Below are 15,522 nucleotides of genomic sequence, written 5' to 3'. Positions count from 1 at the left end.
TGCCCGACTGCGCCGTACCATGCAAGAACACCAGCGCCCCATACTAGAAAGATGACGATGGATTCGGGAGCGATTCGGGCCAGGCCCGCGACCACACGGCGCAACGCCCGCACGCACGCCCTCGAGATCATCCGCCAGAAGATCATCACTCTCGACCTGGCCCCCGGCACCCGGCTCTCCGAGAACGAGCTCGCCGGCCAGCTCGGGTTGTCGCGCACCCCGATCCGCGAGAGCCTCATCCTCCTCGCCGAGGAGCAACTCGTCTTCGTGGTCCCCCAGGTCGGCACGCTCGTCGCGCCGATCCTGCTCTCGGAGATCGAAACGGCCCAGTTCGTGCGTGAGTCGCTCGAGCTCGCGGCGCTGAACGAGTCCGTCGCCCGGGTGACGCCCGACGACATCGCCGAACTCAACGCGATCATCGACGCGCAGCGAATCGCGGACAGCCGCAAGACCCAGTCCGGATTCTTCACCCTCGACGAGGAATTCCACGCGACCCTGATGGGCATCAGCGGCCACGGCTCCGCCTGGCGGACCGTCGCCCAGGCCAAGGCGCACCTCGACAGGGCGCGGCACCTGTCGCTCTCCTTCACCGGGATGAGCGTGCTGATCGACCAGCATCAGGTCATCACCGACTCGCTCGCCGCTGGCGATGGGGATGCTGCCGCGAGCGCCATGCGGGAGCACCTGCGTCGGGTCTTCAACGACATCGCCGCGGTGCGGCAGACCAACCCGGAGCCTGTTCACCCTCGACCCGTCCCACTAGGGCTCGACCCAGGTACCCGGCCGGGGGCGCACCGGGCCGCGCCTCCCAAGTCGCGCGCCCGTTCCGCCGCTTCGCGCCAGGCACGCCTGGCGCGAAGCGGCGGAAGTGGCGCGTTGGCTCGTGACGCGGTGGCGCAGCGGGCGCGAAGCTGCGGAAGTGGCGCGTTGGCTCGTGACGCGGTGGCGCAGCGGGCGCGAAGCGGCGGAAGTGGCGCGCGGGGCGGCGGTGAGACAGCGCACCGGGCCGCCCGGGCATCCGCTGCCCGTTCGCATAGACTCACGTCTATGCGAACCGACCCCGCCGAAGCTACTGAGGACGCGTTGCGGCCGCTCGACCGCGCGGCAGCCGAGGACATCGCCCGGAGCCTGCGCGCGATGGCCGATCCCACCCGGGTGCAGCTTCTCGGCATGATCGTCGGTCGGCCGGACGGCCGGGCACTCGTCGGCGAACTCGCCACGGCGCTCGGGCTGAGCCAGCCGACCGTCAGTCACCACATGCGCATCATGACCGAGGAGGGCTTGCTCGCCAGGGACCAGGTCGGGCGCCAGGTCTGGTACTCGGTCGTGCCCGAGCGGGTGGGGGACGTCCTCGAGACGACCAGGAACGACGACGACACGATCGCTGCCGTCGTGGCGGTGCCCGTGCTGGCTCGCATTGCCGACGACCTCGCGACCCGGTTCCGCGGCACGTTCTCGCACGAAACCGTCGAACGGTACGTGCAGGAGAGCTACGAACTCCTCGCCCGGCAGGCGAAGATCACCCGCTACCTTCCCTCATTCACGGCGCGCTTCGCCGGCGACCGGCTGCGGTCGCTGGCCGCGGCAGACGGTGGGACCGCAACGGACGATCGCCTCGGGACAGACGCGCCGGGCATTCCGGGTGCTCCCGACGTTCCGGAGGTGCTGTTCGTCTGCGTTCAGAACGCGGGACGATCCCAGCTCGCCTCGGCCATTCTGCGGTCGCTCGCCGGGGAGCGCGTGCGGGTCCTGACGGCAGGGTCGGCCCCGGCCGGCCGGGTCAATCCGATGGTCGTCGCCGCGCTCGACGAGATCGGCGTTCCCCTCGCCGGCGAATACCCCAAGCCGTTGACGGACGAGGTCGTCCGGGCGGCGGACTACGTGATCACGATGGGCTGCGGAGATGCGTGCCCGGTGTATCCCGGCCGCACGTACCTCGACTGGGACCTCGCCGACCCGGTCGGGCTCCCGATGGAGGGCGTCCGGGCGATTCGCGACGACATCGAGGCGCGGGTCCGGGCCCTTCTCGCCGACCTCGACCGGATGCCGCCAGCCACCACCTGAGGAAGAGCCTCCATCCGGGCGCTCGGGTGTCCGCGCGTCGGGCCGACCGTCGCAAAGTCGGAGGTTTTCGCGACACGCCGTCATCCCGGGCGGCGGATGCCGCGAGTCGCGATTTTCTCCGACATAACTGTTCTCGCCCGCTCCGGGCGCACCCCGCGGGCGGCGGTTTCGGCATGGAACAATGACCTATGACCGTGCGGGCTTCCAGGTGGCTGATCGTGCTCGCGGCCGTCTGCTTCGGCACGACGGGCACCGCCCAGGCCCTCGGCGCCCTCGGCGGAGCCCAGGCGAGTGCGACCTCCCTCGGCGCGGCGCGCATCGTGTTCGGTGGCGCGCTCCTGGCGATCCTCGCATTCGCGGTCGCGCTCACGGAACGCCGGAGGCGGTCGGCCGCGGCAGTCCGCGACGGCGCAGGGGATACTGGCAGCCGTCGCGAGCCGGGCCGGGTCAGGAGCCGGCCGCGCGGGTCGAGCGTGGCGCTCGTGCTCCTCGGCGCGGCAGGCGTTGCCGCGTACCAGCCGGCTTTCTTCACCGGGACCGCGCAGAACGGGGTCGCGGTCGGCACACTCGTCGCCCTCGGATCGGCTCCCGTGCTCACGGGGCTGCTCGAGTGGGGCTGGTTCCGCCGGCCCCCTGGCTTCCGCTGGGCGTGTGCGACGTTCGTTGCGGCGACCGGGGTGGCCGCACTCTCCGGGCTGTTCAGCGGGGGAGGCAGCCCCGTGACCGCGCTCGGGATCGCTGGCTCACTCGGTGCGGCCGCGTCCTACGCGGTGTACACGCTGAGCACCAAGCTGCTTCTCGATCGCGGCTGGTCGCCCGCGACAGCGATGGGCGCAACGTTCGGTGCGGCCGCGGCGCTGATGCTGCCCGTGCTTCTCGCGAGCAACCCGGCCTGGCTCGCCCAACCGGCCGGGCTGGCGACGGCCGCGTGGCTCGCGGTCGTGACGACGGCCCTCGCATACACCCTGTTCGCGCGCGGATTGCGGGGCCTGTCGGCATCCCAGGTGTCGACGCTCACGCTCGTCGAACCGGTGACCGCGACCGCACTCGGCGTGTTCGTGCTGCACGAGGACTTCACGCCGGCCACCGTCGTCGGCGTCGTTCTGCTCGTGGCCGGACTCGGGATCCTCACGATGACCCGGCGGGCCTCGTCCTCAGCGCCGTCCTGATCACGGTTCCCGCGGTCGCCCTCAGCGTTCGCGGAGATCAGGCTGCCCGTGCGGGTCGGGTCCCGGCGGGCCGAGGTCGTCAGCCCGCTGAAGCGGATGCCGCAGCCGGCCGGGTGAGGTCCCTGCCGTACTCGAGCCGCAGCTCCAGTTCGTTCATGACCAGGGCGGCGAGGTCGCGCAGGGTCTCGATCTCGGCATCCGTCACGGTTCTCGGTTCGAAATCGAGCACGCACAGGGTGCCCAGGTTGAACCCGTCCCGGGTGCGCAGCGGGACTCCCGCGTAGAACTGCAGGCCGAAACCGCCGGAGACCAGGGGATTCGTGAGCGCACGGGTATCCGTGCGCGCATCTTCGATCACCCAGGGGCCTTCCTGCATGATCGCAGAGGAGCACAGGCCCGGGTCTCGGGAGATCTGCTCGAGGTCGAGGCCGGGATGGGACTTGAACCAGATGCGGTCGTGGTCGACGATGCTCACGATCGCGATCGGCACGGAGAAGATCCTGGCGGCGAGCGCGGTGATCCGGTCGAAGGTGTCGTCGGGCGGGGTGTCGAGGATGTCCAGGCGCGCGACGGCCGCCATCCGCTCGGCCTCGTCGGTCGAGAGGGGAACCTGGCCGTCGCCGCGGTGCCTGCCCGTTTCCGTGATGACGGCCTGGCGGAGCGCGAGCACGACCTCGCCGATCTCGGGGCGGTCGGCGGGATTCCGCGCGAGCATCGTCGACAGCAGGTCGCGCCAGGCCGGCGACATCGACGCTGGAATCCCGGGGTCGCGCAGCAGGCGTGCGACCGCGGCGGGCACCGGCTGACCGGGGAAGGCCAGTTCCCTCGTGAAACACTCCAACAAGACCAGCCCGAGCGAGTAGATGTCGCTGGGAGGTCCGACCTCATCGCCCTGGGCCTGCTCCGGGCTGAGGTACGCCGCCGTCCCCGACGTCGCTCCGCCCTCCGTGAGGCGCGCACTCGCCGGTGACAGCGCAATGCCGAAATCAGTCAGTTTGGCGCGGGCCCGGAACCGGCTGCTGTACTGCGCGAGGAGGATGTTCGCCGGCTTGATGTCGCGGTGCACGATGCCGCGCCCGTGGATGTAATCAAGCCCTTCGGCGAGGTCATAGCCGATCTGGGCGATGTTCCGCACGGACAACGGGCCCTCGAGCAGCCGGTCCCGAAGGTCGGCGCCGTCGATGAGCTCCCATCACGAGGAAGATCTGGCGCCGTTCCGGCGACGCTGTGTGTACGCCGACGTCGAAGAGCGTCACGAGGCTGTGGTGGCTCAGGCTCGCAAGCACGTTGATCTCGGCCTGCTGGCGCTCGATGTCGCCCTGTTCGATGGCGACGGTCCGGAAGACCTTGATCGCGACATCCCGGCCCAGCCGGTCGTCGGTCGCACGGTAGACGGAGGCCATGCCGCCGCTTCCGATCAGCTCCTTGAGCTGGTATCGATGGCCGAGCGGGCCAGTGGGTTTCGCGGTCATCAGGCTCCCTGTGACCCGAGTATAGGGGATGACCGGGCCCGAATGAGGGGGTCAGAACCCCCGTTCCGCAAGCAGTCCGGGTTGCCCGGCTGGTCCGGACGCGTTCGCCGCGCTTCCCTGCCCCACGGGGAGCATGCTGCCGATCCAGCTTTCTGCAGTCCATCCCTCGAGAGGTGATCCGGTCACGACGATTGTTCCGGTATTGCTGAGCTGATTGTCCGTCACGTAGCCGGCGTGCAGGTTGCTGCAGGAGTACCCCGTCCAGGCGCGCAGGATCGCTCCGTGGCTGACGAAGGCGACGGTCTCGAGCCCGAGATCGTCGGCCTCCGTCACGACCCGGTCGAACCGGGCGAAGGTGTCCCTGCCGGACTCTCCTCCGGGCATCACGGTGTCGAGGTCGCCGTTCGCCCAGGCCAGGAACGTCGTGCAGTACGCGTCGACGGCGGCCCGGTCGTGACGCCCCTCGAGGTGGCCCGCGCTGACCTCGCGGATGTCGCCGCGGACGCGGGCCTCGAGGCCCCGTGCTACCGCGAGTGGTTCCGCCGTCTGCTGGGTGCGCACGAGGGTGGAGACGTAGAGAGCGTCGATCGTGACCGTCGCGAGGGCGGCCACGAGGTTCCCGGCCTGCTCACGACCGAGTGGCGTGAGGTCGGCGCCGGGGTGCGCGGTGTCGAGGAGACCACCGACATTGGACACCGTCTGGCCGTGTCGGATCAGGATGAGGCGCATGGCTACCTTTCGGGACGCCGAGTCGTCGGGCATCCGCTTCTAGGATGCCCAACGTTCGGCTGTCGCGGAAATCAGGCCGGGAGCGGCGTGAGCCAGGTCAGCACGGAGCCGTCGCCCTCGATCAGGTCGCCGAGCGCGCCGTTGAACACGGCCCCGTAAGGTGCCGTGATGTGCGCCTGGAATGCCTCTGCATCGCGATAGACCTCGTAGACGAAGAACTCCCGCGGGTTCGAGGCCCGGCGGTGCGGGTCGAAGGCCAGGTTGCCCGGCTCCCGGCGCACGTCGACCGTGAGCTCGGAGAGCAGGGCTGCGACCTCGTCCTCACGGCCGGGGAGGGCCGTGAACTCGGCGTAGAGGGCGACCGGCTCTCCGGGAACCTGGGAGGGAGTGGTGCTCATGCCTTGCGGGCCCCTGTCATGATTGCGACGGCGTCCGTCATGGAATGTGATTGTGGCGTGATCGTCGCGGCGCATTTGCCGAGACGCTGGATGTGGATGCGGTCGGCGACCTCGAACACGTGCGGCATATTGTGGCTGATCAGGATGACCGGGATGCCGCGCTCGCGCAGGTTCTTCACGAGCTGGAGGACCTGGTTCGATTCCCGGACGCCGAGCGCCGCCGTCGGCTCGTCGAGGACGACGACCTTGGAACCGAACGCCGCCGCGCGCGCGACGGCGACGGCCTGGCGTTGGCCGCCGGAGAGGTTCTCGACCGCGACGGTCACGTCCTGCAGGGTGCTGATGCCGAGGTCGGCCAGCTCCTGCCGCGCGCGCTTGCGCATGCCCTTCTTGTCGACCATGCGGAACACCGAGCCGAGCAGGCCCGCGCGCCGCAGCTCGCGGCCGAGGAACAGGTTCGACGCCACGTCGAGGGCCGGGGAAACGGCGAGGGTCTGGTAGACCGTCTCGATGCCGGCGGCGTGTGCGTCCTGCGGCCGCTTGAACTGCACGGGCTTGCCGTCGAGGGTGATCTCGCCCTCGTCGGCAACCTCGGCGCCGGTCAGGCACTTGATCAGGGTGGACTTGCCCGCGCCGTTGTCGCCGATGATCGCGAGGACCTCTCCGGGGTAGAGCCTCAAGGCTGACCCCGTCGAGGCCGACGACGCGGCCGTAGGTCTTGACGAGCTTCGTCGCCGTGAGGATGGGCGTGCGCAGTGGTGCCGGTGCGCCGGCCGCAGCCGCGCTGTCGTCGATGAGGGTCATTTGCGTACCTTTCGAATCCACTGGTCGACGGAGACGGCGAGAACGATGAGCACGCCGACAGCGAAGGTCTGCCAGAGCACGTCGAGGCCGGCGAGGGAGAGCCCGTTGCGGAAGACGCCGACGATGAGGGCGCCGAGCAGGGTTCCCCAGATGGTGCCGCGGCCGCCGAAGAGGCTCGTGCCGCCGATGACGACGGCGGTGATCGAGTCGAGGTTGAGGTCGGTGCCCGCGTTGGGCGAGGCGGCGTTGCTGCGTCCGATCTGGATCCACGCGCCGATCGCGAGGATGGCACCGGCGGCGAGGTAGACGCTCATCAGCACCCGGCTGACGCTGATGCCGGCCAGGCGGGCAGCCTCCTTGTCGTCGCCGACGGCGTAGACGTGCCTGCCCCATGCGGTCTGGGAGAGGATGAAGGCGATCACGATGTAGAGCACAAGCATGAGCAGCACGCCCATCGTGAAGTTCACCCCGCCGACGGAGAACGTCGTCCCTGTCCAGGTCAGCAGGTCGGGCATGTCGCCGCCACGAACCGTCGCGCCGTTCGAGTAGAGCAGCGTGAGGGCGACGAAGACGTTGAGGGTGCCGAGGGTGACGATGAACGGGGGAGGCGCAGCCGCGTCACGAGGAACCCGTTGAGGGCCCCGGCCGCGAGAGCGACGAGAAGTCCGGCGAGCAGGCCCAGGATGGGCGAGAGGCCGTTCTGGACCGTGAACTGGGCGATCACCATCGAGCCTGAGCACCATCACGGCGCCGACGGAGAGGTCGATGCCCGCGGTGAGGATGATCAGCGTCTGGGCGATCGCGAGGGTGCCGACGACGGCGACCTGCTGGGTGATCAGGGAGAGGTTCGCCGGGTTGAGGAACCGCTCGTTGAGCATACCGAACACGATGATCGCGATGACGAGCACGACGGCCGGGCTGATCGCCGGGTAACGGTGCATGACGCCGCGCAGCCGGCTGAGGGGAGTGGTGCGGTCGAGGAATTCCTCGGCGAGGTCGTGCGCGCCCGTTGCCGGGTGCGCGGTTTGGGTGGGTTGGGTCACGATGGGCTCCGGTTTCCTAAACGCCTACGGTAAGACCCCGTGGGATGCCGGAATCGATTCTCGGCACCCCACGGGAGCGGTAGTGGTTCTGGCTAGCCCCAGCAGATGCCGGATGCCTTCGTCGTGTCGATCGAGTCGACCCCGGTCTGCGGGGCGTCCGTCACGAGCGCGACACCCGTGTTGTAGAAGTCGAGGCCGGGGCTGGTGGTCGGCTTTGCTCCCTTGTTGATGAGGTCGACGATCGCCTGCACGCCGAGTTCGGCCATCTTCACCGGGTACTGCTGGGCGGTCGCGCCGATGATGCCGTCCTTGACCTGCTTGACGCCCGCGCAGCCGCCATCGATCGAGACCACGATCATGTCGGTCTTGCCGGCGGCCTTGAAGGCCTGGTACGCGCCGTATGCTGCGGGCTCGTTGATCGTGTAGACGACGTTGATGTTCGGGTTCTTGCTCAGGAGCGTCTCGGCCGCGGTGCGTCCGCCGTCCTCCGCGCCGTTCGTGGGCTCATTGCCGACGATTTCGTAGTCGCCGCCGCTGTAGGTGCCGGTTTTGGCTTCGTCGCCGTTCTTGGCCTTGTCGGCCGTGTTGATGCCCATCCCGTCGAGGAATCCCTGGTCGCGGTTGACGTCGACGGAGACGATCTTGTCGCCGAAGAGGTCGAGCATGGCGATGGTGGCCTTCTGCCCGGCGAGCTTCGCGGCGGTCCACTTGCCGATGTCCTGGCCGGCGAGGTAGTTGTCGGTCGCGAAGGTGATGTCGACGGAATCCTTGTTCGTCGGCGGCGTGTCCAGGGCGATCACGAAGAGGCCGGCGGCGCGGGCCTTGACGAGCGCGTCCTCCACGCTCGGGCCGGTCGGGGTGATCAGGATGCCCTTGTCGCCCTTGGAGATGGCGTTCTCGACGGCGGTGATCTGGCTCGCCTCGTCGCCGTCGGCCTTGCCCGCCGCGAGGGTCAGGGTGACGCCGGCCGCGTCTGCGGCCTTCTTGGCGCCGTCTTCCATGGCGACGAAGAACGGGTTGGTGGTGGTCTTGACGATGAGCGAGACGCCGATCGGGCCGGACGCGGCCCCCGTGGTGGAGCCTGCTCGAGGCGTTCGAGGAACAACCGGCGAAGCCGATCGTGGCGAGCGTGGCGACCGAAGCGGCTGCAATCATCCGCTTGACGGTGGAAGGTGTGGTCGTGCGATTCATCTTTGAATCTCCTCTTGGTAGGGGGAGGGTGCTCCCTGACAACGATGTCAGTGATCATCCTCAGTGCAGAATGTAATAAGGTCAAGTGCAATCGTGAGGCGGAGACCAAACTGTGACATCGATGTCAGGACCGGAGGACTGGGCGGCGAGCCCGGTCGACGCCGTCGATCCGCGTGCCCGCCCCACGATGAAGAACGTTGCGGCGCTCGCCGGGGTGGGTGTGAAGACCGTCTCCCGGGTGATCAACGGTGAACCGAACGTGTCGCCGGCCACCGTAGCCCGGGTGCGTGCCGCGGCCGAGAGCCTGGATTTCCACCCGGACCTGCACGCGGGCAACCTGCGCAGGGCAGACGGCCGCAGCAGCACCCTCGGTCTGCTCGTCGGCAGCGTCGGCAACCCGTTCTCCGGTGCGATGCACCGCGCCATCGAGGACCTCGCGAGCGCCCGCGGTGTTGCGGTCTTCGCGTCGAGCCTCGACGACGACCCCGACCGTGAAGAAGTGGCGGTGTCCGCATTCCTGCGCCGTCGTGTCGACGGCCTCATCCTCACGACCGTGTCGAAGAGCCAGGGCTACCTGTTGCCAGAACTTCGCCGCGGGACGCCGCTGGTGTTCGTCGACCGAGAGCCCGCGGGTGTCCAGGCGGATGTCGTCGTGAGCGACAATGCGGCGGGAGCGGCGGCCGCGACGCGGCATCTGCTCTCGTATGGGCACCGGCGAATCGCCTTCCTCGGCGACCGGACGGACATCCAGACGGCCCAGGAACGCCGCAGAGGATTCCTCGAGGAACTCGGGCGGGCCGGGGTCGCGACCGCGGACATCCCGGTCATCACCGGCCTGCACGACGAAGACGCCGCGAACCGTGCGCTGATCGCGTTGCTCGAGTCGGAGCATCCGCCGACCGCCGTGTTCAGCAGCCAGAACCTGATTACGATCGGTGCGGTGCGCGGCCTGCGTGAGCGGGGCGCGCACCACACCGTTGCGCTCGTCGGCTTCGATGACGTGCCTTTGGCCGACCTGCTCGAACCGGGCGTCACGGTCGTCGCGCAGAACCCGTATGAGATCGGGCGGCTCGCCGCCGCACGGATCTTTGCCCGACTCGACGGAGACCGCTCCGCCGGGAGAACCTATGTTGTACCAACCGAGCTGATCACTCGCGGATCAGGGGAGATGAGACCGAAATGACAGAAGACCAGTCTGCGCCAGGAACCGAGCGTGCAGGTGACGAGGTGACCCGCCCGCGCGTCGTCGTCGTGGGCGACGCGCTCATCGACGAGATGCGCGAGCCCGACTCTGTGCAGGAATTCCCCGGTGGGGCGGCGCTCAACGTCGCCGTCGGCCTCGCCGTCCTCGGCATTCCGACGACCCTGATCGCGATGGTCGGAGACGACGCAGACGGCGCCGTGCTCCGCGACTTCATCGCCACCTACGACGTGGAACTGATAGCGACGCCCGGACCGTTCGGGAGCTCCCGGGCGACCTCGGACCGCACCGACGGTGAGCCGCGGTACGCCTTCAACGAGGCCGCGCAGAAGCGGCGCATCGAGTTCGGTCCCCGGGAACGGGCCGCCCTCGACGCCGCGCCGCTCGTCGTCGTGAGCTGCTTCCCGTTCGACGACACCGCGCAGACGGATGAGTTCCTCGCCGCGGTCGGTGACGGCGAGCATCGCCTCGTGATCGACCCGAACCCGCGGGCCGGGATGCTCCACGACAAGGCCCGCTTCGTGGAGAACTTCGAGCGCGCCGCGGCACGCAGCCTGCTGACCAAGGTCGGCGACGAGGACGCGGAGGCTCCTCTACGGCAGCAGCCTCGAGGAGTTGCGCGAGCGCCTCGTCGCGAGCGGAACGCACCACGTGCTCGCGACCGCTGGCCGCGCGGGCGCCTCGATCAAAACCGACGACGGCCTGCTCGTGAGTGAGCCGATCGCGTCCTTGCCCGGCACGGTCGTCGACACCATGGGCGGCGGCGACGCGACCCTGGCCTCGAGCGTGCAGACCTTCCTCAGCGACGGCGTCCCGACGGATGCCGCTGGCTGGCAGCAGCTGCTCGCGAGCGCCATGCGCATCGCGGCCGCGACCTGCCGCTCGGAGGGAGCCCTGCTCCGCGTGCCGCCAGCCCTCTGAGCCGCGCCGCCGAGCGGCCGTGAGGTGTCGCAGATCGACGTTCCCGGCGCACAGGAACGTGGATATGCGACACTTCAGCGCGTGGGTGGTGGGCCTCGTGAGGTGTCGCAGATCGACGTTCCCGGGGCTCAGGAACGTTGATATGCGACACCTCAGGGCGTGCGGGGGTCGTTCAGGCGGGGTCGACGGCCGTGAGGAGCGGAATCTTGGGCTCGCGGCCGTCGCCTGAGGACTTCCCGGTCAGGCGCCGCCCGATCCACGGCAGCACGTAGCCGCGGTAGTAGGCCGCGGTGCGCATCCGCTGGGCCGGAGGGGCCGTCGGAGCTCCCGACGCATCCGCGCCCGACCACTCCGCGGGAACCGGCACGCCGAGAGCCGTGAGCACGTTGGACGCGATCAGGGTGTGCCCGCTCGCGTTCAGGTGCAGCTTGTCCGCCGACCAGTACCGGGTATCGGTGAGACGGGCATCCGCCCAGTTGTCGACGAGCGTGACGCCGGGCCGGGTGAATGCCGCACGGGCGGCCTCGGCGAGCTGGTCACCGCGGCGCTGCATGAGCGCGCCGAGGGGGAGCTGCTTCGAAGGGTTGCCGCCGCTCAGCACGAGAACGTGCGCGCCGCGCGCGAGGCCGGCGTCGACGACCTCGCCCATCAGACCGACCACGCGGGAGATCTCCACGCGCGGGCGCATCATGTCGTTGCCGCCGCCGCAGATGGAGAGCAGGTCGGGCGCCTGGACGAGCGCGGGTTCGAGCTGTTCGGCGACGATCGGGCCGAGCAGACGGCCACGGACGGCGAGGTTCGCGTACGAGACCGGGGCAGCGGATGCCGCGGCGAGCCCGAGCGCGACGAGGTCGGCCCAGCCGCGCAGCCGCCCATCGGGGAGTTCGTCGCCGACTCCCTCAGTGAAGCTGTCGCCGATGGCGATGAAGCGCTGATACATCCGACCCCCTGTTGCTGCGGGCGTCCCCGCATCCGTCACCAGCGCGATGTTACCCGCCCGCGGCGGGGCTCAGCGCTCGGGGTGGGCGTGCTTCGTTCCGTGGCTGTGCTTCGTGCCGTGGGTCTGTTCCTCGCCCTGGTTCGGGTCGCGGGAGAGCTGCCAGCGTTCCTGAAGCACATCGCGGGCCTGCTGGGCGGCGCGGCGCACCTCCTTGTCGGGGTCGCGCAGGCGCTGCACGATCGTGGGGAGGTTCTCCTCCGTGCCCTGGGCGGCGAGCGCGTGCAGGGCGGCGGCGCGCACGCGCGGCACCTCGTCCGTCGTGAGACGCACGAGCTTCGGGGCGACCTGAAGTTCGCGCAGCTGGACGACGCGGGCGCACATCTCGCGCACCCGCCAGGCCTGGTTGTTCAGGCCGACGACGATGTACGGCGCGGCGGACTCGCCCCAGACGTAGAGCAGCGCACGTGCGCCCCACAGCTCGGGCCAGTACAGCGCGGGTGCACCCTCGAGGATGCCGAGCGCGTGACGACCTCCGGCGTAGAGGAGGAAGTCCTTGCCGGCGTTCTTGGCGCGCAACAGGGCCACGGAACTGTCGACCACCGCGGTCTCGCCGTAGTGCTCGACGGCCGCGTGGATGCGCTCGGCCGTCGGAAGGTCGATGGGAAGGTCGGGGTGTGGCTCTAATTTGTTATGCATAGCACTCCCCACGGTACTGCCCGGGGAGTCGCAGGGCCACTGCCCGCGCGCGTCGGCTCCTTCTCCTCCTTCCGCGAGAGCGCACTTTTGGCCCTTAAGCGGGTGGTTTAAAGGGCCAAAAGTGCGCTCTCGCGGGGACAACCCCGGGGCGGGGTCGGACGCGGGCGGCGGCGCGGCGGCCCGGTTAGGGGGCGAGGGTCCGCTCGAAGCCGGTCGCGTGCTCGTAGACGCCGTAGTTGCCGATCTCGGTGTAGCCGAGGCTGCGGTACATGGCGAGGGCCTCCGGCTGCTTGTAGCCCGTTTCGAGGCGCAGTCGGGAGTAGCCGAGCTCGCGGGCGAGGTCTTCGAGCGCGCCGAGCACCGCGGCGGCATAGCCCTTCCGGCGGTGGTCCGGGCTGGTCCACAGCCGTTTCACCTCGGCGGTGCCGGCATCGAACCGACGGATGCCGCCGCCCGCGACGGTCACGCCCCCGTCACGCAGCACGATGAAGCCGCCCCGGGGAGCCTCGAAGTCCGCGGCATCGTCGTCGAGAACATCGTCGCCGCCGCCGTAGCGCAGCACATACTCGCGGCTCAGGTCGACAAGGAGGGCGACCACATCGGGGTCGGTCAGGCGTACGCGTTCAAATTCCACTGATCCAGTCTGCCCGGTAAACTCCTCCTGTGTCTGTCAACCCCGAACTGCAGGGCCGGGTCTTCCCGCCCGTCGCCCCTTATCTCGTCGGTCGGGAGAAGGTGCGGGAGTTCTCCCGTGCCGTCTTCGCGCGCAACCCGATCAACCACGACCCAGCGGCCGCCCGTGCGGCCGGATACGCCGACGTCGTCGCCCCGCCGACCTTCGCGGTCGTCGTCCAGGAAGCCACCCTCGCCCAGGCTCCTCGCCGAGCCCGACGGCGGGATCGACTTCAGCCGCGTGGTCCACGGTGAGCAGCGCTTCACGTTCAGCCGTCCGATCGTCGCCGGCGACGAACTGACAGCGACCCTCTCCGTCGCAAGCGTGAAGAGCCTCGGCGGCCACTCGATGGTCACCGCGGAATCCCGCGTCGTCGACGCGACCGGCGCCCACGTCGTCACCGCGACATCCATCCTCGTCGTCAGGGGAGACGAATGACCCAGGAACCCGCGGCCACGCCCGCACTCGATGAGCTCACCCTCGGCCAGATCGTCGCCACCGGCCTCTTCCCGCTGACGCGCGATTCCCTCGTGCGGTATGCCGGGGCATCCGGTGACTTCAACGCCATTCACTACCGCGACGACGTCGCCGTCTCCGTCGGCCTGCCCGGCGTGCTCGCCCACGGCATGCTGACGATGGGCCTCGCCGTGCAGCCGGTCGTCGACTGGGCCGGCGACCCCGCCCGCGTCGTCGACTACCAGGTGCGTTTCACCCGCCCGGTGCTCGTCGACCGCGTGCTCGGCGCCGTCGTGTCCGTGATTGCGAAGGTCGGCCGCATCGAAGCGGATGCCGGCATCGTGCGCATCGACCTCACGGTCACCGCGAACGGCCAGACCGTCCTCGGCAAGGCGCAGGCACGCGTCTCGCTCGCCTAGGTGCCCATGACTGACGCTGGTTCTGCTGCTGCTATGCCGGTCTCTGACGCGAGCGCGGGGGCCGGCGCCGAGCCGGCGGATGCCGCGCCGACGACGTTCGCCGAACTCACCACGATCCGAACCGGCGGGCGACCCCGGTTGTTGCTTGCTGCGGAGACAGAGGACGACCTCGTCGACACCGCCCTGGATGTCTGGGCGTCGGGCGAGGACTGGCTGCTGCTCGGCGGCGGCTCGAACACCGTCGCGGCGGACACCGAATTCGACGGTACCGTCGTGCGGGTACTGACCCGCGGCATCACGGTCGAGCGCTCCGCCGACCGCGTGGTCCTGCGCGTGCAGGCCGGCGAACCCTGGGACGACCTCGTCGCCCACACCGTCGCGCAGGGCTGGTCGGGGATCGAGGCACTCTCCGGAATTCCCGGCTCGACCGGGGCCGCGCCGGTGCAGAATATCGGCGCATACGGCCAGGAACTCGCCAACAGCCTTGTCGCGATCGACTTCCTCGACTACGAGAGCGGCGAACGGCGCCGCATCCCCGCCGCCGAACTCGAACTCGGGTACCGCACCTCCCTGCTCAAACACGGGCTCCGTGGCGTCGTCGTGGCGGTCGAACTGGAGCCTGTGGGACACCGCGGCCGAGGCATCCGTTCTCGGAGGGTCGCTCAGCCGGCCCCTCGCCTTCCCCCAGCTCGCGGATGCCCTCGGCGTGCACCTCGGCGACCGGGTGCCGCTCGCGGACGTGCGCACGACCGTGCTGCGGTTACGTGCCGCGAAGGGGATGCTGCTCAAACCGGGCGACCCGGATGCGACGAGCGCCGGCTCGTTCTTCACGAACCCGATCGTCTCCCTGAGCTTCTCGCGGACCCTGCCGGAGTCCGCGCCGCGCTGGCCGCTGAATGACCCCGAGCTGCCCGACCGGGTGATCCCGCTCGACGACTACTACGGAATCGGCCCCGTGCCCGGCGCGGTCCCGGTGGTTCCGCTCGTCAAGCTCAGCGCGGCCTGGCTCATCGAGCATGCCGGCATCTCCCGCGGGTTCCGGTTGCCCGGGTCCCGTGCGGCGGTGTCGAGCAAGCACACCCTCGCCCTGACGAACACCGGCGGCGCGAGCGGCGAGGAGATCGCCCAGCTCGCCCGCTTCGTGCAGCAGCGCGTGCAGGCGGAGTTCGGCGTCATCCTGCAGCCGGAGCCCGTGCTCGTCGGCCTCGGCCTGTAGCTCCGGTTTCGCGGCATCCGCTTTCACGCGCCAATTGCGCCGCGTCGCGCCGCGCCAGGCATTCCGGCAGCGTAGCGGCGGAACTGGCGCGCGGGACGGGGAGGGACGCTCAACCGACGGGCGAGTTGCC

At 69.7% G+C, this 15,522-nt stretch carries 15 protein-coding genes and 4 pseudogenes; 9 read left to right on the top strand and 10 right to left on the bottom strand.

The features are described 5' to 3' along the window. The first annotated feature begins 51 nt into the window (after positions 1-51). The gene (locus KIV56_RS09605; RefSeq protein ID WP_281536029.1) at positions 52-2,064 is read left to right on the top strand and encodes a metalloregulator ArsR/SmtB family transcription factor; all 2,013 of its coding nucleotides are present in this window, start codon (positions 52-54) and stop codon (positions 2,062-2,064) included. Positions 2,065-2,252: 188 nt separating this feature from the next. Continuing rightward, positions 2,253-3,233, top strand: coding sequence for an EamA family transporter (locus KIV56_RS09600; RefSeq protein WP_432432625.1), 981 nt, complete (start codon positions 2,253-2,255; stop codon positions 3,231-3,233). Between the two features lie 79 nt (positions 3,234-3,312). On the opposite strand, the gene KIV56_RS09595 is transcribed toward KIV56_RS09600, so the two are convergent. The 7 genes and pseudogenes from KIV56_RS09595 to KIV56_RS09565 form a co-directional block, all read right to left on the bottom strand. Continuing rightward, a complete protein-coding gene (locus KIV56_RS09595; RefSeq protein WP_281536027.1) occupies positions 3,313-4,368 on the bottom strand; it encodes a GAF domain-containing serine/threonine-protein kinase in 1,056 nt (351 codons plus the stop codon). After that, positions 4,340-4,705, bottom strand: a complete 366-nt coding sequence (locus tag KIV56_RS09590) for a protein kinase domain-containing protein (RefSeq protein WP_281536026.1) — start codon at positions 4,703-4,705, stop codon at positions 4,340-4,342. The genes KIV56_RS09595 and KIV56_RS09590 overlap by 29 nt, the downstream gene beginning before the upstream one ends. Positions 4,706-4,756: 51 nt before the next feature. After that, positions 4,757-5,434, bottom strand: coding sequence for a histidine phosphatase family protein (locus tag KIV56_RS09585; RefSeq protein WP_281536025.1), 678 nt, complete (start codon positions 5,432-5,434; stop codon positions 4,757-4,759). A gap of 71 nt (positions 5,435-5,505) precedes the next feature. Then, positions 5,506-5,832 carry a putative quinol monooxygenase gene (locus KIV56_RS09580; RefSeq protein ID WP_281536024.1) on the bottom strand — a complete coding sequence of 109 codons (327 nt, stop codon included), beginning with the start codon at positions 5,830-5,832 and terminating at the stop codon, positions 5,506-5,508. Then, positions 5,829-6,636, bottom strand: a pseudogene (locus KIV56_RS09575) (ATP-binding cassette domain-containing protein). The gene KIV56_RS09580 and the pseudogene KIV56_RS09575 overlap by 4 nt, the downstream one beginning before the upstream one ends. Further along, positions 6,633-7,679, bottom strand: a pseudogene (locus tag KIV56_RS09570) (ABC transporter permease). The pseudogenes KIV56_RS09575 and KIV56_RS09570 overlap by 4 nt, the downstream one beginning before the upstream one ends. A 92-nt stretch (positions 7,680-7,771) precedes the next feature. Then, a pseudogene (locus KIV56_RS09565) lies at positions 7,772-8,870 on the bottom strand (substrate-binding domain-containing protein). 187 nt (positions 8,871-9,057) lie between these two features. Between KIV56_RS09565 and KIV56_RS09560 the strand changes: the two are divergent. The 3 genes from KIV56_RS09560 to KIV56_RS19725 are packed head-to-tail and all read left to right on the top strand — an operon-like array spanning position 9,058 to position 10,992. Next, entirely contained in the window at positions 9,058-10,053 is a 996-nt protein-coding gene (locus tag KIV56_RS09560; RefSeq protein ID WP_281536115.1) for a LacI family DNA-binding transcriptional regulator, read from the top strand. After that, positions 10,050-10,787, top strand: coding sequence for a PfkB family carbohydrate kinase (locus KIV56_RS09555; protein ID WP_348648533.1), 738 nt, complete (start codon positions 10,050-10,052; stop codon positions 10,785-10,787). The genes KIV56_RS09560 and KIV56_RS09555 overlap by 4 nt, the downstream gene beginning before the upstream one ends. Further along, positions 10,723-10,992 (top strand): hypothetical protein, encoded by a 270-nt coding sequence (locus KIV56_RS19725; protein WP_348648532.1) that lies wholly within the window; start codon positions 10,723-10,725, stop codon positions 10,990-10,992. Before KIV56_RS09555 ends, KIV56_RS19725 begins: the two co-directional genes overlap by 65 nt. 172 nt (positions 10,993-11,164) lie before the next feature. Here the strand turns inward: KIV56_RS19725 and KIV56_RS09550 are convergent, their stop codons facing one another. The 3 genes from KIV56_RS09550 to KIV56_RS09540 all read right to left on the bottom strand — a co-directional run bounded on the left by KIV56_RS09550 (position 11,165) and on the right by KIV56_RS09540 (position 13,262). Next, entirely contained in the window at positions 11,165-11,932 is a 768-nt protein-coding gene (locus KIV56_RS09550) for an SGNH/GDSL hydrolase family protein (protein ID WP_281536022.1), read from the bottom strand. Positions 11,933-12,001: 69 nt separating this feature from the next. Next, complete coding sequence (locus tag KIV56_RS09545) at positions 12,002-12,628, bottom strand: HEAT repeat domain-containing protein (RefSeq protein ID WP_281536021.1); 627 nt, start codon at positions 12,626-12,628, stop codon at positions 12,002-12,004. A 184-nt stretch (positions 12,629-12,812) separates the two neighbouring features. Continuing rightward, positions 12,813-13,262 carry a GNAT family N-acetyltransferase gene (locus KIV56_RS09540; protein ID WP_281536020.1) on the bottom strand — a complete coding sequence of 150 codons (450 nt, stop codon included), beginning with the start codon at positions 13,260-13,262 and terminating at the stop codon, positions 12,813-12,815. Positions 13,263-13,291: 29 nt separating this feature from the next. Between KIV56_RS09540 and KIV56_RS09535 the strand changes: the two are divergent. From KIV56_RS09535 to KIV56_RS19720, 4 genes and pseudogenes are all read left to right on the top strand, one after another. Then, positions 13,292-13,739 (top strand): annotated as a pseudogene (locus KIV56_RS09535) (FAS1-like dehydratase domain-containing protein). After that, a complete protein-coding gene (locus tag KIV56_RS09530) occupies positions 13,736-14,176 on the top strand; it encodes a MaoC family dehydratase (protein ID WP_281536019.1) in 441 nt (146 codons plus the stop codon). Before KIV56_RS09535 ends, KIV56_RS09530 begins: the two are co-directional and overlap by 4 nt. A gap of 33 nt (positions 14,177-14,209) precedes the next feature. Further along, positions 14,210-15,076 carry an FAD-binding protein gene (locus tag KIV56_RS09525; protein WP_348648531.1) on the top strand — a complete coding sequence of 289 codons (867 nt, stop codon included), beginning with the start codon at positions 14,210-14,212 and terminating at the stop codon, positions 15,074-15,076. After that, entirely contained in the window at positions 14,958-15,392 is a 435-nt protein-coding gene (locus tag KIV56_RS19720; RefSeq protein ID WP_348648555.1) for a hypothetical protein, read from the top strand. The genes KIV56_RS09525 and KIV56_RS19720 overlap by 119 nt, the downstream gene beginning before the upstream one ends. Positions 15,393-15,522 lie beyond the last annotated feature (130 nt).

Origin of the sequence: Cryobacterium breve, assembly GCF_027594785.1 — a bacterium.
Taxonomy (GTDB): Bacteria; Actinomycetota; Actinomycetes; order Actinomycetales; family Microbacteriaceae; genus Cryobacterium; species Cryobacterium breve_A.
The sequence above is the reverse complement of the archived record's forward strand: the minus strand, read 5'-3'. Positions and strand labels throughout refer to the sequence as shown.